General features: G+C 66.6%; 21 protein-coding genes and 1 tRNA gene. 8 read left to right on the top strand and 14 right to left on the bottom strand.

What is annotated here, in order from left to right:
* Window positions 1-12: 12 nt before the first annotated feature.
* Genes A5779_RS09535 through A5779_RS33500 form a run of 3 tightly spaced genes read right to left on the bottom strand, consistent with a single transcriptional unit; the run spans window position 13 to window position 1,417 of the window.
* Window positions 13-807 carry an MBL fold metallo-hydrolase gene (locus A5779_RS09535; RefSeq protein ID WP_064881190.1) on the bottom strand — a complete coding sequence of 265 codons (795 nt, stop codon included), beginning with the start codon at window positions 805-807 and terminating at the stop codon, window positions 13-15.
* Window positions 804-1,259, bottom strand: coding sequence for a RidA family protein (locus A5779_RS09540; protein WP_064881192.1), 456 nt, complete (start codon window positions 1,257-1,259; stop codon window positions 804-806). Before A5779_RS09540 ends, A5779_RS09535 begins: the two co-directional genes overlap by 4 nt.
* Window positions 1,256-1,417, bottom strand: coding sequence for a Sp36 family protein (locus A5779_RS33500; protein ID WP_088305483.1), 162 nt, complete (start codon window positions 1,415-1,417; stop codon window positions 1,256-1,258). Before A5779_RS33500 ends, A5779_RS09540 begins: the two co-directional genes overlap by 4 nt.
* 70 nt (window positions 1,418-1,487) lie before the next feature.
* On the opposite strand from A5779_RS33500, the gene A5779_RS09545 reads away from it, so the two are divergent.
* Window positions 1,488-2,519: an ATPase BagA gene (locus A5779_RS09545; protein ID WP_207549059.1), complete on the top strand. Its 1,032-nt coding sequence runs from the start codon at window positions 1,488-1,490 to the stop codon at window positions 2,517-2,519.
* Window positions 2,519-3,652: an ATPase BagB gene (locus A5779_RS09550; protein ID WP_064881196.1), complete on the top strand. Its 1,134-nt coding sequence runs from the start codon at window positions 2,519-2,521 to the stop codon at window positions 3,650-3,652. Before A5779_RS09545 ends, A5779_RS09550 begins: the two co-directional genes overlap by 1 nt.
* Here A5779_RS09550 and A5779_RS09555 read toward each other — a convergent pair.
* From A5779_RS09555 to A5779_RS09575, 5 genes are all read right to left on the bottom strand, one after another.
* A complete protein-coding gene (locus A5779_RS09555) occupies window positions 3,619-4,479 on the bottom strand; it encodes a serine hydrolase (protein ID WP_064881198.1) in 861 nt (286 codons plus the stop codon). The two genes, A5779_RS09550 and A5779_RS09555, sit on opposite strands and share 34 nt — an antisense overlap.
* Window positions 4,476-5,888 carry an amino acid permease gene (locus A5779_RS09560; protein ID WP_064881200.1) on the bottom strand — a complete coding sequence of 471 codons (1,413 nt, stop codon included), beginning with the start codon at window positions 5,886-5,888 and terminating at the stop codon, window positions 4,476-4,478. Before A5779_RS09560 ends, A5779_RS09555 begins: the two co-directional genes overlap by 4 nt.
* A gap of 13 nt (window positions 5,889-5,901) precedes the next feature.
* On the bottom strand, window positions 5,902-7,269 hold the full coding sequence (locus tag A5779_RS09565) for a type III PLP-dependent enzyme domain-containing protein (RefSeq protein WP_064881202.1): 1,368 nt from the start codon (window positions 7,267-7,269) through the stop codon (window positions 5,902-5,904).
* A gap of 122 nt (window positions 7,270-7,391) precedes the next feature.
* Window positions 7,392-8,993 carry a PucR family transcriptional regulator gene (locus A5779_RS09570; RefSeq protein ID WP_064881204.1) on the bottom strand — a complete coding sequence of 534 codons (1,602 nt, stop codon included), beginning with the start codon at window positions 8,991-8,993 and terminating at the stop codon, window positions 7,392-7,394.
* A gap of 94 nt (window positions 8,994-9,087) precedes the next feature.
* A complete protein-coding gene (locus A5779_RS09575) occupies window positions 9,088-9,417 on the bottom strand; it encodes a WhiB family transcriptional regulator (protein WP_019347376.1) in 330 nt (109 codons plus the stop codon).
* A 326-nt stretch (window positions 9,418-9,743) separates the two neighbouring features.
* On the opposite strand from A5779_RS09575, the gene ponA2 reads away from it, so the two are divergent.
* The 4 genes from ponA2 to A5779_RS09595 all read left to right on the top strand — a co-directional run bounded on the left by ponA2 (window position 9,744) and on the right by A5779_RS09595 (window position 14,630).
* A complete protein-coding gene (ponA2, locus tag A5779_RS09580; protein WP_064881206.1) occupies window positions 9,744-12,194 on the top strand; it encodes a transglycosylase/D,D-transpeptidase PonA2 in 2,451 nt (816 codons plus the stop codon).
* Between the two features lie 27 nt (window positions 12,195-12,221).
* Window positions 12,222-13,166: a metallophosphoesterase gene (locus A5779_RS09585; protein ID WP_064881207.1), complete on the top strand. Its 945-nt coding sequence runs from the start codon at window positions 12,222-12,224 to the stop codon at window positions 13,164-13,166.
* On the top strand, window positions 13,163-14,269 hold the full coding sequence (cds1, locus tag A5779_RS09590) for an L-cysteine desulfhydrase Cds1 (RefSeq protein ID WP_064881209.1): 1,107 nt from the start codon (window positions 13,163-13,165) through the stop codon (window positions 14,267-14,269). Before A5779_RS09585 ends, cds1 begins: the two co-directional genes overlap by 4 nt.
* A 287-nt stretch (window positions 14,270-14,556) precedes the next feature.
* Window positions 14,557-14,630, top strand: a tRNA-Pro gene (locus tag A5779_RS09595).
* A 79-nt stretch (window positions 14,631-14,709) separates the two neighbouring features.
* Here A5779_RS09595 and A5779_RS34445 read toward each other — a convergent pair.
* The 6 genes from A5779_RS34445 to A5779_RS09620 all read right to left on the bottom strand — a co-directional run bounded on the left by A5779_RS34445 (window position 14,710) and on the right by A5779_RS09620 (window position 19,744).
* Window positions 14,710-14,886 (bottom strand): hypothetical protein, encoded by a 177-nt coding sequence (locus tag A5779_RS34445; protein ID WP_236734711.1) that lies wholly within the window; start codon window positions 14,884-14,886, stop codon window positions 14,710-14,712.
* Window positions 14,887-15,386: 500 nt separating this feature from the next.
* A complete protein-coding gene (locus A5779_RS09600; RefSeq protein ID WP_064881211.1) occupies window positions 15,387-15,680 on the bottom strand; it encodes a hypothetical protein in 294 nt (97 codons plus the stop codon).
* An 11-nt stretch (window positions 15,681-15,691) separates the two neighbouring features.
* Window positions 15,692-17,596, bottom strand: a complete 1,905-nt coding sequence (locus tag A5779_RS34280) for a hypothetical protein (protein WP_064881213.1) — start codon at window positions 17,594-17,596, stop codon at window positions 15,692-15,694.
* Window positions 17,593-17,874 carry a type VII secretion target gene (locus A5779_RS09610; RefSeq protein WP_064881215.1) on the bottom strand — a complete coding sequence of 94 codons (282 nt, stop codon included), beginning with the start codon at window positions 17,872-17,874 and terminating at the stop codon, window positions 17,593-17,595. The genes A5779_RS34280 and A5779_RS09610 overlap by 4 nt, the downstream gene beginning before the upstream one ends.
* Before the next feature lie 367 nt (window positions 17,875-18,241).
* On the bottom strand, window positions 18,242-18,511 hold the full coding sequence (locus tag A5779_RS09615; RefSeq protein WP_110777052.1) for a hypothetical protein: 270 nt from the start codon (window positions 18,509-18,511) through the stop codon (window positions 18,242-18,244).
* A 90-nt stretch (window positions 18,512-18,601) separates the two neighbouring features.
* Window positions 18,602-19,744 carry a serine/threonine-protein kinase gene (locus A5779_RS09620; RefSeq protein WP_064881217.1) on the bottom strand — a complete coding sequence of 381 codons (1,143 nt, stop codon included), beginning with the start codon at window positions 19,742-19,744 and terminating at the stop codon, window positions 18,602-18,604.
* A gap of 68 nt (window positions 19,745-19,812) precedes the next feature.
* Here A5779_RS09620 and A5779_RS09625 point away from each other — a divergent pair, with 68 nt between their 5' ends.
* Both A5779_RS09625 and A5779_RS09630 read left to right on the top strand, forming a co-directional pair.
* Complete coding sequence (locus A5779_RS09625; protein WP_064881219.1) at window positions 19,813-20,307, top strand: SRPBCC family protein; 495 nt, start codon at window positions 19,813-19,815, stop codon at window positions 20,305-20,307.
* 36 nt (window positions 20,308-20,343) lie between these two features.
* The coding region (locus tag A5779_RS09630; protein WP_207549057.1) for an acyl-CoA thioesterase at window positions 20,344-20,709 on the top strand (366 nt) is incomplete at its 3' end.

Below are 20,709 nucleotides of genomic sequence, written 5' to 3' on the forward strand. Positions count from 1 at the left end.
GCGTTTCCGGGCTCAGGCCCGCAGATAGTCCAGCTGGGCCTGCACGCTCTTCTCGGCGGCGTCCCACAGTTTCTGGTCGACGTCGGTGTAGACGTGCTCGACGACCTGGCGAGCCGAGGCGTCCTCACCGAGTTCCCGTAGTGCCGCCCGGACCTGGTCCAACCGCTCGTCGCGGTGCGCCAGGTACATCGCGGTCACCTCGTGCAGATTCGGCAGATCGGGTCCGTGGCCGGGCAGCACCGTCCGGGCGCCCAGGCCCTGCAGCCGTCGCAGGGATTCCAGGTAGTCACGCAGGCTGCCGTCCTCGGTGTCGATGACGGTGGTGCCGCGGCCCAGCACGGTGTCGGCGGTCAGTACCGCCCCTTGCCCGTTGTCGTCGTCGAGCACGAACGACAATGAGTCGACGGTGTGGCCGGGGGTGGCCATCACCTTGATCCGCAGCCCGGCCGCGTCGATCACCTCACCATCGGTCAGCGGACCGCCGAGGCCTCGCAGGAAGCCACTGCCGACCGAACGGACCGTGGCGCCGGTCAGGTCCACAAGCTTGTCGATGCCGCCGGTGTGGTCCTCGTGCTTGTGACTGATCAACACCAACGCGACGGTGCCCAGTTCGGCGATGCGGGCGATGTGCGCCGCATCGTCGGGTCCGGGGTCGACGATGACGATCTCGTCACTGCCCGGGCCGCGCAGCACCCACGTGTTGGTGCCCTCCAGGGTCATCAGCCCCGGGTTGTCGCACAGCAGCACCGAGGCCGATTCGGTCACCGGCCGTAACAGCCCGTAGGCCGGGTGCTCCGCCGCGGTCACGCGGTTTCGACGATGATCTCGACTTCGACCGGCGCGTTGCGCGGCAGTTCCGACACGCCGACGGCCGAACGCGCATGCGCGCCCGCCTCACCGAAGATCTCGCCGAACAGTTCGGAGGCACCGTTGACGACGCCCGGCTGTCCGCTGAATCCGGCTGCGGATGCGACGAACCCCGTCACCTTGATGATCCGGACGACGGAGTCGATGCCCACCAGCGCGTGCACGGCGGCCAGCGCGTTGAGGCCGCAGACCCGGGCCAGCTCGTTGCCCTGCTCGGGGCTGATCTCCGCGCCGACCTTGCCGGTGGCCAGCAGCTCGCCGGCCTGGATCGGCAGCTGACCGGCGGTGTAGACGAGGTTGCCGGTCCGGACCGCGGGGACGTACGCGGCCAGCGGGGCGACGACGTCCGGCAGTTCGATGCCGAGCTCGGCCAGCCGCTGGGAGTTGGTCACTTCGGCCGCTTCAGGTAGGCGACGTGCTGCTCGCCCGTCGGGCCGGGCAGCACGGAGACCAGCTCCCAGCCGTCCTGCCCCCACTGATCGAGAATCTGTTTCGTGGCGTGGGTCAACAACGGCACCGTGGCGTATTCCCATTTGGTCGCTTCGCTCACGCCGCCCACCTAGTTCCTTCGCTCATGGCCCGAGCTTATCGGTCGGACACCCAGGCTTGGTTAGCATGCACTGGTGGCAACCACAGAGAGCGGCGCCAAACACGTCGGCTGGCCGTCAAGGCTCACAAAGGCCCGGCTGCATTTCGTTTCCGGCAAGGGCGGTACCGGCAAGTCCACCGTCGCAGCCGCACTGGCGCTGGCCCTGGCGGCCGGCGGCCGCAAGGTGCTGCTGGTGGAGGTCGAGGAGCGCCAGGGCATCGCGCAGTTGTTCGACGTGCCGCCGCTGCCGTACGAGGAAGTCAAGGTGGCCACGGCCGATGGCGGCGGACAGGTCAACGCGCTCGCGATCGACATCGAGGCCGCGTTCCTGGAGTACCTCGACATGTTCTACAACCTCGGCCTGGCCGGCCGGGCCATGCGCCGCATCGGTGCCATCGAATTCGCGACCACGATCGCTCCCGGTCTGCGTGACGTGCTGCTCACCGGCAAGATCAAAGAAATCGTGACGCGCACCTCGAAGGACGCCAAGGGCAAGCGCGGCGTTTACGACGCCGTGGTGGTGGATTCCCCTCCCACCGGCCGCATCCCGCGGTTCCTGGACGTCACCAAGGCGGTCTCCGACCTCGCCAAGGGTGGGCCCGTGCACTCGCAGGCCGACGGTGTGGTCAAGCTGCTGCACTCCGAGCAGACCGCCATCCACCTGGTGACGCTGCTGGAAGCGCTGCCCATCCAGGAAACGCTGGAAGCCATCGACGAACTCACCGAGATGGGCCTGCCGATCGGCAGCGTGATCGTCAACCGCAACATCCCGGCCTACCTGCCCACCGAGGATCTGGCCAAGGCCGCCGAGGGTGACATCGACGCCGACGCCGTCCGCGCGGGCCTGGATAAGGCTGGAATCACGTTGGCGGACAACGATTTCGCGGGCCTGCTGACCGAGTCCATCCAGCACGCCACCCGGATCGCGGCACGCGCCGAGAGTGCCGAACTGCTCGATGCCATCGACGTCCCCCGCCTCGAGCTGCCGTCGCTGGCCGATGGTGTCGACCTGGGCAGCCTGTATGAACTCGCCGAAGCACTGGAACAGCAGGGGGTCAGATAGTGAGCACCAAACCGCCCGCCCTTGACATGCACACCATCCTGTCCGACACCGCCAACCGCGTCGTAGTGTGTTGCGGCGCAGGCGGAGTCGGCAAGACCACCACCGCGGCCGCGATGGCGCTGCGGGCCGCGGAGTACGGCCGCACCGTCGTGGTGCTGACCATCGACCCGGCCAAGCGACTGGCCCAGGCGCTGGGCATCAAGGATCTCGGGAACACCCCGCAGCGGGTTCCGCTGGCCCCGGAGGTCACCGGGGAGCTGCACGCGATGATGCTGGACATGCGCCGCACGTTCGACGAGATGGTGGTGCAGTACTCCGGGCCGGACCGCGCCGATTCCATTCTGGAGAACCAGTTCTACCAAACCGTGGCGACCTCGCTGGCCGGCACGCAGGAGTACATGGCCATGGAGAAGCTCGGCCAGCTGCTGGCCGAGGACAAGTGGGATCTGGTGGTGGTGGACACCCCGCCGTCGCGCAACGCCCTGGACTTCCTCGATGCCCCGAAGCGGTTGGGCAGCTTCATGGACAGTCGGCTGTGGCGGATGCTGCTGGCGCCGGGACGCGGGATCGGCCGGCTGGTCACCGGCGCCGTCGGGCTGGCGATGAAGGCCCTGTCCACGGTGCTCGGATCGCAAATGCTCTCCGATGCAGCAGGTTTCGTGCAGTCACTGGACGCCACCTTCGGCGGGTTCCGCGAGAAGGCCGACCGGACCTATGAATTGCTCAAGCGCCGCGGCACTCAGTTCGTGGTGGTGTCGGCGGCCGAGCCCGACGCACTGCGCGAGGCCTCGTTCTTCGTCGACCGGCTGTCGAACGAACACATGCCGCTGGCCGGGCTGATCCTCAACCGCACCCACCCCACGCTGTGCGATCTGCATGCCGACAAGGCCGAGGAAGCCGCCGACGCGTTGGCGGCCGAGGGTTCGGACCCGCTGGCCGAGGCCGTGCTGCGGATCCACGCCGACCGGGCCCACACCGCCAAGCGTGAGATCCGGCTGCTGTCCCGGTTCACCGGCGCCAACCCGCATGTCGCGATCGTCGGGGTGCCGTCACTGCCGTTCGATGTCTCGGATCTCGACGCGCTGCGCGCGATCGCCGATCAGATCACCGGGGAGGCGGCCGGCGCCGCCTGATCGGCGCCTTCCAGGTAGCGGCGGATCTCGGTCCCCAGCAGTCCCATCGCTTCCAACACCGGATCGCGATGGTTTTCGCCCAAGGCCCAATTGGCCAGGACCGCGTAGCCCACCCGGCATCCGCTGTCCGGGTTCCCGACACATCCGATGTCGATCCGCGCGTCGGAGATGGTCCCGGTCTTGTTCCAGAGTTCGAACCCGGCGTCGGGCTCGGTGTGTGCCAGCGGGTCCAGGCCGAATGCCCGCGCCACCATGGACAGATCGGTGTTGACGCCGAGCCAGCGCCGCAACCGCTCGGACACCGCCGGCGTGTGGATGTCACCCCTCTGCAGGCGCGCCACGAACTCGCAGAGTTCCGCGGCGTTCCCCGTGGAAAGGGTGAGCGGATCGTCCTGGGATCTGTTCAGCCGCACCCGGTCTCGTAACCCGCTCTCGGTGAACCCGAGGTCGCGGGTGGCGCGTTGCACCTCGTCGAGACCGAGCCGGCGAAGCAGCATGTTGGTGGCCATGTTGTCGCTGACCGCACCGATCAGCAGGCACAGGTCATCGATCCGTTGGTCCTGCTGCCGTAACAGGTAGAGGACGCCGGAATCTGCCACCTGGTCCTCAGCGGTGGCGGCGAGGACTTCGCCGGGGTCCAGGGTCACGTCGTCGAATCGGCGGGCGACCTCGGCCAGTAGGAAGACCTTCCCCACACTGGCCGTCTTGAGCACGCGGTCCGGCGTGTGCTCCCACAGGGTCCGGCCGGTGCTCAGGTCGGTGATGCGGGCCGACCAGGTCGCGGCGTCGGCCAGCCAGGACGAGGCTCGGGAGAAGAACGCGCTCATGCCACTTCGGCGACGTCGGCGTCGACGGGTACCCGCCCGAACCGCTTGCGCAGGACGTAGGCCACCACGACCACAACGAGACTCAGGACGCTGGCCAACAGTTGGACGCGCTGATCGACGTCGAACAGCATGGCAACCAGGACCAGTACGAAACACGCGATCACCACGATGGTCAGATACGGGAAGAACCACATCTTCAGCGTCAGCTTGGACGGGTCGTCACGTTCGATGGCCCGGCGCACCCGCAGCTCGGAGATACCGATCATCACGTACATGAAGATGGCGACGACGCCGCACGAGTTCACCAGGAACAGGAACAGCGAGTCGGGGGCGATGTAGGCGAGCACCACGGAGATCCAGCCGATGACCGTGCTGGCCAGCACGGCCCTGGTCGGGACACCGCGGGAGTTGGTGCGCACCAACCACTCTGGTGCGTCACCGTGCGACGCGAGCACCCGCAGCATGCGCGAGGACGTGTAGATCGACGAGTTCAGCACCGAGAGCACCGCGGTGAGGATGACGAAGTTCATGATCACGCCGGCGCCGGGAATCTGCAGTTTGTCCAGGGCGGCCACGTACGGGCTGGACAGCACGGATGCGTCGTTCCACGGCAGGATGCACACGACCAGGAAGATCGACCCGACGTAGAACAGGATGATCCGCCAGATGACCCCGGTGGTGGCCCTGGCCACCGACTTGGCCGGCTCGGCGCTCTCGGCGGCGGCGATGGTGACGATCTCAGCTCCGCCGAACGCAAAGATCACCACCACGACGGCGCCCAGGATCGCCCCGACGCCGTTGGGCGCGAACCCGCCGTGGGACACCAGATTGCTCAGCCCACTGGTGTCGCCCGGCCACACTCCCGATACCCACAGCAGGCCCAGCACGATGAAGGACACGATGGCGGCGACCTTGATACCGGAGAACCAGAACTCGAATTCGCCGAACCAACGCACCGAGATCAGGTTGGTCACGGTCATCACCGCCATCAGCAGCATGGCCATGATCCACAGTGGCAAGCCGACCCAGACTGACAGGATCTTGGCCCCCGCAACGGCTTCCACCGCGATGATGATCACGTAGTAGTACCAGTACAACCAGCCGAGGGTGAAGCCGGCCCACGGGCCGATCCCCATCCTGGCGTAGTCGGCGAAGGCACCGGTCCTCGGCTTTGCGACCACCATCTCGCCCAGCATGCGCAGGGTGCACAGCACCAGAGCGCCGGCCAGAACATAGGACAGGATCGCGGCGGGCCCGGCGGTCTTGATGACTGCGCCGCTACCGACGAACAGCCCCGCACCGATGGCCCCGCCGATCGCGATCATGGTCATGTGCCGCGTTTTCAGCGATCTGGCCAGTCCGGAGCGGGGTTCATCGACGGAGGACAACTGGGGTTCCGATTCGAGCATGTGGCGGTCGCAATCAGTCGCAGGGGCGGATGGGCAGGGGCACGAGCGAGGGTTCGCCGGCCTCGGTCACGATCTGTTCGATCGTCTGGGCGCGCCGGACCAGCGACCAGCGTCGGCCGCCGTCCGGGTCGGTCTCCACCGCGTAGACCGCGGGCCGCGGTAATGCGTTGTAGGAGAAGTGGGTTGAGAAGTAGTAGCCGCCGGTGTCCGGTACGGCCACCAGGTCCCCTTGGTGGACGAGGGGTAGTTCTCGGCCGACGGCCAGCATGTCGCCGGTGAAGCACGCCGGACCTGCGATGTCCTGCAGCTGAGACTGCTCGGCGCGGCGCCGGCCCTGCGCGTCGTACACCTCGATCCGCAACGGCCATTCCCCCGGCCCGAAAATCGTGCGGGTCGCCACCTGCACACCGGCATGGGTGATGGCGATCTGCCTGCCCCCGGTGACCTTCGTGTACTCGACTCTGGCCACGATGGTGCCCGCCTTGGCCGTCAACGCCCGGCCGAACTCGGTGACCAAACCGTATGTGCCATCGAAGAGTTCCGGCACCATGCGCTCCAGGACGGCGCGGTGATCGGCGAAGGTCGGGACGATGTCGTCCGAGCTGAAGTTGACCGGCAACCCGCCACCGATGTCGATGCGGCGAACCTGCTGATGCCCGGTACGCGCCGTGATGTCGGCTGCGAGATCGGTGATCAGCCGGACCCCCTCGGCAGCGTGTTCCAGACTCAGGCCCTGCGAACCGCTGTGCACGTGTAGCTGCGTCAGCCAGGGCCGGGTCGCGAAGGCGGCGATGACAGTTTCGCGATGGTCGGCCAGACCGATTCCGAATTTGGACGTCGACGTCGCGGTGCTCATGGCGCCGATGGCCCCGGCCCCGGTCTGCGGATTCAGTCGCATGCCGATGACCGATCGGTGCCCACCCACCCGGGCGACGGCCTGGTCCACCCGCGCCAGTTCTTCGAAGTTGTCGATGTTGAACGAGATCCCGAGCGCCAGTGCCTGCTCGATCTCGGTCGCGGTCTTCGCCGGGGAGTCGAACACGATGTGTTCGGCGGGAAAGCCTGCGGCCAGCGCGAGTTGGAGTTCGCCGGGGCTGGCCACCTCGCAGCCGAATCCCGCCTGGGCGAACCGGGTGAGCACCGGACGCAGCGTGATCGCCTTGGCCGCGATGGTGTGCAGTGCCGGCATGGTTGCCGGATAAGCCTGGCTCAACGACCGCATCAGCTCATCGAGCGTGTCCAGGTCGACGACTCCGCACAGCGGGTGCAAGTCGTCGATGAACGCCTGCCGGGCAACATCGCCGACGACCTGTTCGCGGCGGCGCAGCAGGGTGTCCGGAGTCGGCAGGTTATCCCTGGTTCGCGGGGGTGCATCAATCACAGATAAACCCTATGAATGCGGCGGTTGGTGGTGAGAGCCATACGAGCTGAGGAATTTCGCGCGGATCTTCGTCGGATTCAGAGGAAGTGCCGCGACGCGGGTGGCGGTGTCTCCGAAATGCACTAACCAGATCCCGGTTTCTTGTCGATCTCTACGGGAGAGCGGCCCGCGCGGCGTTCCCACACCAGCAGGCCCAGGGCCGCGCGGAGCCTGGCCGCCGGTGACTGCAGGTCGATGTCGGAGACCACCCGGATCCGGTCCAGCCGGTACCGCAGTGAGTTGGCGTGGATGCCCAATTCGCGGGCGGCTCCGGTCAGATTGCCGGGATGGTCGAGCACCGCGGCGACGGTGTCGATGAATGCCGTGCCGTGGTCGGTGTCGTGCCGGCGCAGGGCTGACAGGGGTTCTGTCATCACGTCGGCCATCGGATCGAGCAGGTCGGCCGCCCGCACCAGGGCCAGTGCGTCGGGCACGTCGGCAGCCGTGAGAACCGGCTGCCTGGCCTGCGGCGGGTGTGCGGCTCTGAGCGCGGCAGCGTCGAGAACCTGACGCGCGACGATGGCAGAGTCGCGCAGGTAGGCGATGGCCTCGACGACGGGGCCGACGGCGACCGCGCCCGCGTGGGCAGGCGAAACCCGGGCCAGGTGTCTGGACAGGCTGTCGGCCAGATCCGTCTCGGCGGATTCGTCGTCCAGCACCGGAAGCACGATGAGCAGTTCGTCCCCGACCCGTGCCGTGCGGGCGCCGGCGCGGAGCGCCTGGACATGGAACATCAGGGCGCGCGACGCAGACGTGTCGGCGCCCAGCGCCAGGACAGCGTGTCTGCTGTCTGGCTGCAGCCCGAGCAAGGCCGCCGGGACTCCAGGGTCCACCCCACGCGAGAGCAGGTCGACCAGGGCCGATTCCTGGAGGCGACGTTCGTATTGGTCGCGGTGAACTTCCCGCAACATCATCGCCGCGGCGGTCTGGCGTACCTGCAACAGCAGCTGTCGCAGTTCTTCGCGGTCGGTAGCGTCGTCCAGCGCCGCCCAGATGGTGCCCAGCGTTTCGGTGCCGGATTTCATCGACACCACCATGCGGGCCGGGTCGTCATCCTCGGCGTTGCGCACGACCACGTCATCGGATCGCCAGACCGCGGGCAGGAATCCGGTGGACATGAGCCGTTCGACCCGCCAGGCGGGTACCGCACCGCCCAGGATCGTCTGGTTCCGAATCGGATCGACATCCGGCCCCACGACGGCATAGGCCAGCACGCGGGAATCCAGATCCTCGATGGTCACCGCGGCGCCGGTCTGGCTGCTGATCCAGCGGGCCAGGGCCTGCAGGTTGTCCACCTGCGGGGCCGGGTTGACGATGCGGCCCGCACCGAGCAGCCGGATCAGGACCCGGAACAGTTCGCTCCAGCCCACCCAGGGCGAACGCCGGAACAACCTCGTGGAGTGGACGGGCAACATCGATACGTCGGTTGCCGCGTCGGGTGGAAGCACAATGGCCGCAGCGGTTCCCACCTCGTCGAGCAACGACCCGAGTGCGAAGCGATCCTCGACGCGGGTGCTGACCAACACGATGGTGCCGGTGTAGTCCGCCGGGGTGCCGGGCTCATGCAGGACGACGTCATTCAACAACGGATCGTCGGCGGGTTCGGCGGTCGGTAGCGGCATCAACATGCCGGCGGCGCCAGAAACCATCGCCGACAACGGAAGAACGCTGGCAGGCTCACTCACTGCCGCTGATTACCATGTGCCACAACCGAATACACTACCGTCGGCTGGACTTTGGCGCGCGCGGGCCAGGTCAGCCCGCGAGAGGACACCGGCGCTAGACCGCGCTGCGGTGGTGCTTGCGCTGGGCTGCGAAGAACTCGGCCCAGGAAATGACTTCGGGATGCTGCTTGAGCAGGGCACGACGCTGACGTTCGGTCATCCCGCCCCAGACGCCGAACTCCACGCGGTTGTCGAGTGCATCGGCACCACATTCGAGGATCACCGGGCAGTGCCGGCAGATCACCGCGGCTTTGCGTTGCGCGGCACCGCGGACGAACAGCTCGTCCGGATCGGCTTGACGGCATCGTGCCTGTGAGACCCAGGCGATCCGGGCTTCACCTTCGCCTCGATGGACCAGATTCGTGGCGGGGGCGGAAGCGTTCATCTTGTCTGCGACAGTTCTTGTACCTGACACCAGCGATCCCTTCGTTCCTGTCATCTCCCCAGATGACGGGCGTTGAACCTTCCGGTGTAGAACGCTATTGCGATCTACGCCACATTGCGACAGCCCGTGTTACCTGGATCGCACTGTGTGTCCAAGCTAGGTGGTCAGAGGGTATTTACGCAACAGTTTGTCGCCCACTTTTTTGGGACGGCCGTGCCGTCTGACCCGGTTCGGTGCGCACCGAGGTGTTTCTGCAGGCAAGCGCGATATGTCCGCGGGGCCCGCTCACAGGCAGCGCCGCTCGGCGACCTGGCTACTCTGTACCCATGCCGGAGCCGCCGACACGACCGCCCGCGCAGCCACCCCAAGCGGTCACCATCATCAAACTCGCCTGGTGCGTCCTGCTCGCGAGTGTGCTGGCGGCCACCTTCATGTTCCCGTTGGTGGGTGGATTCGGCCTGATGTCGAACCGGGCTTCCGACGTGGTGGCCAACGGCTCGGCCGCCCTGGTCGACGGTGAGGTTCCGCAGGTCTCGACCATGGTCGACGCCAAGGGCAACACCATCGCGTGGCTGTATTCACAGCGACGCTTCGAGGTGCCGAGCGATCAGATCGCCAACACCATGAAGCTTGCCCTGGTCTCCATCGAGGACAAGCGGTTCGCCGAACACAACGGCGTGGACTGGCAGGGCACGCTGACCGGCCTCACCGGATACATGCGCGGCGACTCCGACACCCGTGGCGGTTCGACCATCGAGCAGCAGTACGTGAAGAACTACCAGCTGCTCGTCATCGCCCAGACCGATGCCGAGCGCCGCGCCGCCATCGAGACCACGCCGGCCCGCAAACTGCGTGAGATCCGGATGGCCCTCACGCTGGACAAGACCTTCACCAAGCCCGAGATCCTGACCCGCTATCTGAACCTGGTCTCGTTCGGCAACGGCGCGTTCGGTGTTCAGGACGCTGCACAGACCTATTTCGGCGTCAACGCCTCCGAGCTGAACTGGCAGCAGGCCGCGCTGTTGGCCGGCATGGTGCAGTCCACCAGTGCGCTGAACCCGTACACCAACCCCGACGGCGCCCTGGCCCGACGGAACCTGGTGCTGGACACCATGATCGACAACATCCCGCAGGAGGCCGACGCGCTGCGGGCCGCCAAGCAACAGCCGTTGGGCATCCTGCCGCAGCCCAATGAACTGCCTCGTGGCTGCATCGCAGCCGGTGACCGGGCGTTCTTCTGCGATTACGCGCTGGAGTACCTGGCCCGCGCCGGACTGTCCAAGGAGCAGGTGGCCAAGGGCGGTTACCTGATCAAGACCACGCTGGACCCCGATGTGCAGGGCTCGGTGAAGTCGGCGATCGACAGCATCGCCCGCCCGGACGCACCCGGCATCGCCAGCGTGATGAGCGTGATCAAGCCGGGCAAGGAATCCCACCCGGTCCTGGCGATGGGCAGCAACCGCACCTACGGCCTGAACACCGATGCCGGCGAGACCATGCAGCCGCAGCCGTTCTCGCTCGTCGGCGACGGCGCCGGATCGATCTTCAAGATCTTCACCACGGCCGCAGCCATGGACATGGGGATGGGCATCAACACCCAACTGGCGGTGCCCGGTTTCTTCCAGGCCAAGGGGCTGGGCAGCAGTGATACCCCGGGGTGCCCGAAGGAAACCTGGTGCGTGAAGAACGCCGGTGGCTACCGGGGTTCGATGAGCGTCACCGATGCGCTGGCCACCTCGCCGAACACCGCGTTCGCCAAGCTGATCTCGCAGATCGGCGTGCAGCGGTCGGTCGACATGGCCGTCAAGCTGGGGCTGCGGTCCTACGCGCTGCCCGGCACCGCCCGCGACTACGACCCGGACAGCAACGAAAGCCTGGCGGACTTCGTCAAGCGCCAGAACATCGGCTCGTTCACCCTGGGGCCCATCGAGGTCAACGCACTCGAATTGTCGAATGTCGCGGCCACGCTGGCCTCCGGCGGCACCTGGTGCCCGCCCAATCCGATCGGCCAAGTGCTCGATCGCCACGGCCAGGAGGTGTCGGTGACCACCGAGACCTGCGATCAGGCGGTGCCCGAGGGGCTGGCCAACACCCTGGCCAACGCGATGAGCAAGGACGACCAGGCCGGCGGCACCGCCTCCGGGTCGGCCGGTTCGGTCGGCTGGGACCTGCCGATGTCGGGCAAGACCGGCACCACCGAGGCGCACCGGTCGTCGGGCTTCCTGGGCTTCACCAATCAGTACGCCGCGGCCAACTACATCTACGACGATTCCACCAGCCCCGGCGAGCTGTGCTCGTTCCCGCTGCGCCAGTGCGGCGACGGCAATCTGTTCGGCGGTAACGAACCGGCTCGTACCTGGTTCACGGCGCTGAAGCCGATCGCCAACAACTTCGGCCCGGTCGCCCTGCCGCCGACAGATCCGCGTTACGTCGACGGCGGCCCCGGCTCGGTGGTCCCGACCGTGACCGGACTGGATGAGACGGCCGCGCGCCAGCGGCTCAAGGAATCCGGATTCCAGGTGGCCGACGGCTCCGCCTCGGTCAACAGCAGCTCGCGCGCCGGCACCGTCGTCGGCACCGCGCCCAGCGGCCAGACGATTCCGGGCTCGATCATCACGATCCAGGTCAGTAACGGGATCCCGCCGGCCCCGCCGCCGCCCGAGTTCCCGTTCCCGCTGCCTGGCGGCCCGCCGCCCGAGATCGGCCAGACGGTCGTCGAGATCCCGGGGCTACCTCCGATCACCGTTCCGGTGCTCGGCCCTCCACCGCCCCCGTGACCATCGGTTCGCAGTAGGCTTGCCTGCATGTCAGTGAAGAAGGCAGCTGCCGTCACCGCCGGTTCGCTGGTTGCCGGGATCGGCTACGCGACCCTCATCGAGCGCAATGCGTTCGTGCTTCGGGAAGCGACCATGCCGGTACTGGCCCCTGGCTCGTCACCCCTTCGGGTGCTGCACCTGTCCGATCTGCACATGCGGCCCAACCAGCGCCGCAAGCAGGCCTGGCTGCGCGATCTGGCACGCCTCGAGCCCGATCTGGTGGTCAACACGGGCGACAACCTGGCCCATCCGAAGGCCGTGCCCGCCGTCGTGCAGTCACTGAGCGATCTGCTGTCGGCGCCCGGACTGTTCGTGTTCGGCAGCAACGACTATTTCGCGCCGCGTCTGAAGAACCCGCTGAACTACCTCACCAACCCGGACCATCGGACGCACGGTGAGCCGCTGCCGTGGCAGGACCTGCGGGCAGCGTTCACCGAACGTGGCTGGCTCGACATGACCCACATCCGTCGGGACGTCGAGGTGGCCGGGCAGCACATCGCGGTGGCCGGCGTCGACGATCCGCACCTCAAGCGCGACCGCTACGACACCATCGCCGGCCGAGCCAACGGCGCGGCGAATCTGACGTTGGGGCTCACGCACTCCCCCGAACCGCGGGTGTTGGACCGCTTCGCCGCCGACGGTTATCAACTGGTGCTGGCCGGGCACACCCACGGCGGGCAGCTGTGCCTGCCGTTCTACGGGGCCATCGTGACCAACTGCGAACTGGACCGGTCGCGAGCCAAGGGCGCCTCGAAGTGGGGTTCCCACATGCAGCTGCACGTGTCCGCGGGTATCGGCACGTCGCCGTTCGCGCCGGCGCGGTTCTGCTGCCGCCCCGAGGCCACCCTGCTGACGCTCGTCGCAGCGCCGACCGGCGGCGGCCACGTCGGGATCAGGGCCGGGCAATCCAGCCCGGCCGTCTCGGCCCGGTGAGCCAACCGGGCTGCACCGCGTCGCGTCCCCGGCCACGCCGGTGGGTCGACAATGCGGTGCGGCTGATCGAGGCCGATTCCAAGCGCAGCGCCGACACCCATCTGTTGCGCTATCCGCTGCCGGCGACCTGGAGCGGCGACGTCGACGTGCAGTTGTATCTCAAGGACGAGTCCACCCACATCACCGGCAGCCTCAAGCACCGGCTGGCCCGGTCTCTGTTCCTGTACGGGTTGTGCAACGGCTGGATCGGTGAGGGCACCACGATCATCGAGGCGTCCTCGGGATCGACGGCGGTGTCCGAGGCCTACTTCGCCGCACTGCTGGGGTTGCCGTTCATCGCTGTGGTACCCGCCTCGACCAGTGGCTCCAAGATCGCGCTCATCGAAGCCCAAGGCGGCCGTTGCCATTTCGTCGCGGAGTCGTCGCAGGTGTATGCCGAGGCGCAGCGGTTGGCCGAGGAGACCGGCGGGCACTACCTGGACCAGTTCACCAACGCCGAACGGGCCACTGACTGGCGTGGCAACAACAACATCGCCGAGTCGATCTACGAGCAGATGCGTCTGGAACCGCACCCGGTTCCGGAATGGATCGTGGCGGGGGCCGGCACCGGTGGCACCAGTGCGACCATCGGCCGCTACATCCGCTACCGCAGGCATGCCACGCAGTTGTGTGTCGTCGACCCGGAGAACTCGGCGTTCTTCCCCGGCTACGCGCAGGGCCGCGATGACGTCGTCACGGGCGCATCGTCACGCATCGAGGGCATCGGCAGGCCGCGGGTGGAGCCGTCGTTCCTGCCCGGTGTGGTCGATCGGATGATCACCGTCCCCGATTGCGGGTCGGTGGCCGCGGCGCATCACGCCAGCCGGGTCCTGGGCCGCCGCGTCGGGCCGTCGACCGGAACCAACCTGTGGGGCGCGTTCCAGCTCCTGGCCGAGATGATCGCGCACGGCCGCAGCGGGTCGGTGGTGACCCTGCTGGCCGACAGCGGTGACCGCTACGCGGACACCTACTTCGATACCGACTGGCTCAGCGCCCAGGGGCTTGACCTGTCGGAATCGGCGGAGGTGCTGTCGGAGTTCGAGCGCTCGGGCGACTGGTCCTGATCTGTCTCGGCCGTCAGAAACAGCCAAAACGCTGCCAGCGCGAAGAACCCCAGGTAAATGGTGGCGCCCAGGACGGTCATGAGTACTCCAGTCGGTTCGGATGTCGTCAGTGGGTAGAACACCACCGACACCCTCATTGCTTCCCGTCGCCGATCTCCGTCACTTTCGTCGGTTTCCACACCAGGGTTGTGATCTGCGCCGGCGCACCGCCCAGAGGTAGAAACCGGCGCAGAGGTGGCCGTTTGGCGTCCGAGGTACCCCGTGCGATACGCTGTCGGAGCTTCACACGGGGTGTGGCGCAGCTTGGTAGCGCGCTTCGTTCGGGACGAAGAGGTCGTGGGTTCGAATCCCGCCACCCCGACTCGTGTGTTCGCAAGTGAGAGGCCCTGACTGGTTATCCGGTTCAGGGCCTTCTTGCTTTTGGTCCGCGATGCCGCGGCTTACGCCTGCGCGGCTTTCACCGATCGCACGAGCGTCTGCGCAGACATCAGATCATCGCCGCTGTCGAAGTACACAACCAACTGCACGTGGCCGGCTGTGCTCACCACGAAGCCGTAGAGCGCCGGCGACCGACCGTCCTTGGCATCTTCTGCGAGGCGGTACGTCAGGTAGTGCACGCCGCCTTCCGACCATCCGGCGTGGTCGAATCCGCGCGGCGAGACATGGCCTCGAACCTGCTGCAAGCGGTGGGCAGGGGCGTCGTTCCGGGGGTTAACCCACTGCCGATTCGCGATCGATACGGAAGTTCATCGGTTCGGGCACGGTGAGCACCTAGTCTTGGGTCAGCTCGTGATAGCCGTCCACGACCGGGAACTGCGGGTTGAGCCCCGAAGTCGTAGATTCACCCGGATCTCTCGGCGCGCCCTCGGGATCTTCCACGAAGCCGCCCCCATACGCCGCCTACTCCGTGGAGAACCTTGCGTGTTGACTACTGCCCGTTGACCCTTGAGGTGGGGCGGAGGGCGAACCCGGCTCGTGCTTCTGCCCGCGCTTCCAGAGCTGCCGCGGTCGAACGCTAACACCTCGGCGGTGAGTCCCCGGTCCGAACATCCCCAGCAGTCAGCTGTTCAAATGGAACGCCCGCACAGCCCGCGAGTGAGCCCTGGTGCACTGCACGTTACCGAAGCTGCCAGCCGACGCATCGGCCGATTTCCTCGAGCGCTTGTGGCGACAGGTCGGGGTGAAGCACGCTGAACCTGGTCATGATGTCGTTGACTCCTTGGGCGAGGGTCATGCTTCCCCATTCGATTGGCATCGCAACTGCTTCTTTGACAATCGCCAGAACCTGATCTGCGATGATCCTCCCATCATTCTGCCCGTAGCGGTCTATGAGTTTCTCACGGTCAACCCGTGGTATGGCGGAATCAGAGATACTCAAAACTATCGCTTCGTTGATCAGGTCTGGATTCATTTTCACGATTCCTAACGTTGAAATACTGTTGTATGAATTCCCGTTTCGGGGTCAATCACGATGATTTTTGTGACACTCGGGTTGTCCATAAGGCGAGGGAGTTCAACATTCTCCCAAACATTTCCGGGGCGCAAGTTGGAGCCGACTACGGCATGCACCTCTCCTGACGCATTTTCAGCATAGATTTGCGATACAGCCGACCACCAGTTGTCGGCATAGACGTCGGCGGGGCTCCATTTTGGTGGCTGTATTCCGTTTGCATCCAACAAGCCCTCTAAAGTAGTCGCGCTGTTGCCTCCAGCGATAAGGTCTGCCGCGCCGTTACCCCCCGCCGAGATCGGTCCGATACCAATTCCGTCGCCGTTCCTTCCGGACCAGAACGTCGCGCCATCGGGAGGTGTCGTTAATTGTGCCGGATCTGGCAGGTGATACGGGCCGGTGTCCGGTAATGGCACAGAATCAGGCAGCACGTCGACCGGCAGCGGCATCTCCCCCAGATTATGGGCCGGGTGATCGCCGAGTACCGAATGTTCTACCGATATTGGCGGATGGGAATTGATGCGTTCAGCGGCACTGTCGACCAACTCATGCGGGACGCCTGGGCTGACGACGTCGCCAAGCGCGCTGCGGGCGGCGGCGACCTCACCGCCGAAAGGCAGGGTCGCTGCCGTGGCTGCGGCGTCGAAGGTTTTACCGCCGAGCCAGTATTCGGGGTTGTTGCGAAATGCTTCAATCTCGCCTTCGATGCGTCTGGCCGCGGCGCCGGCCGGGTCAGTGGCAGTCTCGAATAGGCCTGACCCGAGATCCTTCCAGGCGTCCTTGAAGTTCTCGATCCCGTTGTACCCGACGAGGTCATGAACGCTATCCTCCGCGCCGCGCCACGCGTCGCCGAATCCGTCGCTGTAGCTGGGCTTGGGCGGAGCGGATCCCTCGGCTGGTGTGTACGGCGGTAAGTCAGCTAGCAGGGCGTTCATCCGCCGCGCGTCGGCGACCATGGCGTTGACCTGCTGCTCGATCTCGTCGGGTGGCACACCCCGCTGCCGCAAGAGTTTCCGAGCCTCGGTCTTGAACTGTTCGACCTGCTCCGGGCTTATCTGCGACGCCACGGTGGGCTTCGGTCTGGGACCTTCGGTCGGACGATCGTTAACTCCCAGCACATCTCCCAGGTCGCCCCCGACGTCACCGGCAGCAGCGGGCTTGCTCTCGGGTTTCTTCGCCGCGCGCTCGACCGCCTTTGGCACCGCGAACGGGCCGATCTGACCGGGTGCCGCACCCGACTTCTCCCCCTGCTGCCCCTTTCTCTCGTCACCGTGCTTGACCTGGTCGTCCACCAGCCGTATATGACCGGACGAGCTGTCCCTCTCATCCTCACGTTCGAACCGGATTCCTTGCAGTTCAGCGGCTTTCGCTTCCAGCCGGTCGCCCACGAGCTTGTCCGCCTGTGCCAGCTGCTGCGCGGTCCAGCGGATATCCTCGGCGTGCTCGTTCGCGGCGAGTTGCCGCTGCCGCATGGAGAAGACGTCCACCCGCTTGGTGTCGGTGACCGAGAGGTCTTCGCCGACACGGAAACTGTTGCTCTCGGCGGTGGCGATCGCCTCTAGGACCTTGCCTTGGGCGGCCATGATGTCGTAGGCGCCATTCTCTGCCAGCTCGGCGGCCTCGCACAGCACGGCGCCTTGCCGGCCGACCACTGCGCAATCAGCGGTCGCCCGATCGAGCGCCGCGTCTTTGGCGTTGCCCTCCCATGTGGTGCCACCAGGCGACGAGATGTTCTGACGGAGCTCGTCGAAAGCGTTCTCAGACGCAGTCGCCGCGGCCCGCCAGCTGGTCGCGGCGTTGGCGAGGTCGGAGGTATCCCACTCCTCGATTTCCGAGCGCGTGGGTAGACCGCCCGAACCGGACGGCACAGCGCTCACACAGTCACCGTTCCGGTGATGGCGTCGCGGCCGTCAGAGTCTGTGGTGTCGTAGCGGGCACTGCTGGTCGTCAGGTCGGCGGCTTGGCCGGTGAGCCGGCTGGACTGACTCTGGCACATGGAGGTCAGCGCTGCGTTCACCGCGGCCACACCGGCGCTGCTGGGCCGCGAGGTGGTCAGGCTGCAGGATCCCGCATAGGCTAAGGCCGCGCCTATGGCGTCGCTGTTGGCAGCGGCAATGCGCAGGCCACCCGTGTCGACTTCCAATTCGTTTGCCATGCCAATCCCCCAACCGGCGAACACGCTGGTCCTGAGGTTACCTGACTAATCAAGTTCCCTACACACGAGATTGCTTGGCCTGACGTGGGGTGCGGACAAGCATCGGCGTTTGCCAAACGTCGATGAATACCAGTCTTCAGGCAGTCCGCAGTGCGACGGCCGCTTACTGCACGAAGCCAACGTTTCCAACGCATCTGAACAGCGTGGTTGCCGTCCAGCCAACAACCCCAACTCAATCAAACGTACTGGTGTCGCGGTTCGGGACGAAGAGGTCGTGGGTTCGAATCCCGCCACCCCGACTCGTGTGATCAAGGCCCAGACCAGAGAGATCCGGTCTGGGCCTTTGCCTTTCCGGTCGACAGCTTGCCTATCCGGGTAGCCCTTGTTCTTCCAGCGGCAATGGAGCAGGTCCCTTGATTCCAGGAGTGGCCATCGGGATCTCGGGTGCGTGCGCCGGGTTGGATGGCGTGATGGTGACCCCGGTCTGCATCGGAGATGCCGGCTCGGACCCGAGAAGCGAGGCAGGATGACTCTGCAGGCCTCCGACGACCCCGAACACACTCAGCGCAACAACAGCGCATCCACCAACCACGGTCGAGAACTTGATGCCGAAATTACTCATATCGAACCAATCCATTGAAAACATAGAACTTCTATGCAATGGAAAACGTTGCGGCCCCGGCATCTATTCCCAACTCGGGCCCACCGCCGAGCGCGTCAGGCGCCGTCACTCATGTTGATGGCCTTTCTTGCCGTGGCCCTTGCCATTCCCGTTGCCGTTGCTATTCCGCTGGTCTTGACCGTTCCCGTTCCAGTTGCCCCACTCCCCTTCGTCCTCGGGCAGCGTCGGCGTGACGGTCGGGATGCTTGTCGCGGCAGGCACGGTCGGCTCGACGGTGGTGGTCACCGGCGTCACGGCCGGCGCGCGCTGCGGCGGCGGATCGGCGATCAACAGGATGACCCCGAGGATGCCGGCCGCCGCCACGGCCAGTCCGGCAAGCACCATCCGGACGGGCGACCGCCGGGTAGGCAGCGGGGCAGGCAGCATCAGGGTCGCGGGCGGAGCGGTCGGGGCGGCGTGCAATGCCGCCCGCATCTCGGCGGCGTCGGCGAAGCGGTAGGCCGGGTCCCGCGCCATCGCGCGCTCCAGGACGTGGACCAGAGCGGGGTCGACGTCGGGGCGCAGCATGCCGATCGGCATCGGGGCTTCGTCGACGACGGCGCGCATGGTGGCGATCGGATGGTCCCGCGCGAAGGGCCGCCGTCCGGTCAGCGCCTCGTAACCGAGGACACCGACGGCGTACAGATCGTCCGACACTGTCGCCGGCTGGCCCGTAATCCGTTGCGCGCTGAGGTAATCCGGCGTGCCGAACACGGTTCCGACGTGTGTGTGGGCGGTTCCGGCCGTCTTGGCGATACCGAAGTCGGCAAGCTTGGCGGTGCCCGAGCTGGTGATCAGGACGTTGCCAGGTTTGATGTCGCGGTGCAGGATGCCCGCGCCGTGGGCGGCGGTCAGCGCACCCAGCAGGTCGGCCAGCACCCAGCGCACGCGGTCGGCGGACAGCGGTCCCGCCGCGATCTCCTCGGCCAGGGTCGGCCCGGGCAGCCGTTCCATCACGATGTAGGGCGTCCCGTGGTCTTCACCGCTGTCGTGGACCGCGACGATATTGGGATGGTTGAGCGCGGCGGCGGCGCGCGCTTCGTCCTCGAACCGCCGACGCGTCACCTCGTCGGCGGCCAGGGCCGGATAGAGCAGTTTGATCGCGACCGGGCGCGACAGCCGGGTGTCCCAGCCATCGTGCACCTCGGCCATGCCGCCTCGGCCGAGCACGCCACGTAGCTCGTAGCGGCCGGCGAGCGCCGCCGTCATAGATCTCCCCTCCGCTGTGCGCTTGGATCCAAGTATCCCGGAGTGCCGTCGTGCGGCATGCTGGCACCATGCCCCAGTTCACTCTGGAACCCGCGGACGCCGACTTCTTCACGACGGCGCCGCACATCTTCACCTATCACGAGCGGTTCGCCGCACCGCCGGAAAAGGTGTGGGAATCGCTGGTCTCCGATGAGTCTCTGGCCGCCTGGGGCCCGTCGGTCAACAAGGTCGAGTGGCTGTCGCCGCGGCCGTTCGGCGTCGGCACCTCCCGCGAGGTGACGCTGGCACCCGGGGTCGTTCGGGTGCACGAGACGTTCTTCCGGTGGGAGGAGGGCCGGCGGTACTCGTTCACCGTCGACCACGCCAACATTCCGTCGCTGCGCCGGTTCGCCGAGGACTACCTGGTAGAGCCCGCGGGCGACGGAGAAACGCAGTTCACCTGGATCGTGGCGATCGAGCCGAAGCCGTTGTTCGCGATCCCGTTCAAGGGGCTGGCGCCGGTGGTCAAAGCAGCGTTCGGGCGCCTGGCCTCCGACGGCGGGCGCTATTTCGCCCGAGTGTGACCGAGGTCCCAACCAAGCAGTTGATAGCGTCGGCCGATGGCCGCGCTGAGCTGGATCGCCGAACTGTTGCAGTTCGATCGCGATGGTGATGACTTCTGCATTCGGGAACCGCGCAGAGGGGCGACCGAGCGGCTGTTCGGTGGGCTGATCGCCGCCCAATCACTGGGCGTGGCCGGGGCCACCGTCGATGGCGGCAAGCGTCCGCAATCGCTACACGCCTACTTCGTCCGCGGCGGCCGCTACGACGCCGACGTCGAGTTCCACGTCGACCGCACCCGCGACGGACGCGCGTTCGCGACCCGGCACGTCACCGCCAGCCAGGACGGCAAGGTGATCCTGGAGATGCTGGCGTCGTTCCATCAACCCGAGCCCGGTCTGGACTGGTCCCCCGACGGCGTCCCG

It is taken from the genome of Mycolicibacterium peregrinum, assembly GCF_001665625.1.
Lineage (GTDB): Bacteria > Actinomycetota > Actinomycetes > Mycobacteriales > Mycobacteriaceae > Mycobacterium > Mycobacterium peregrinum_B.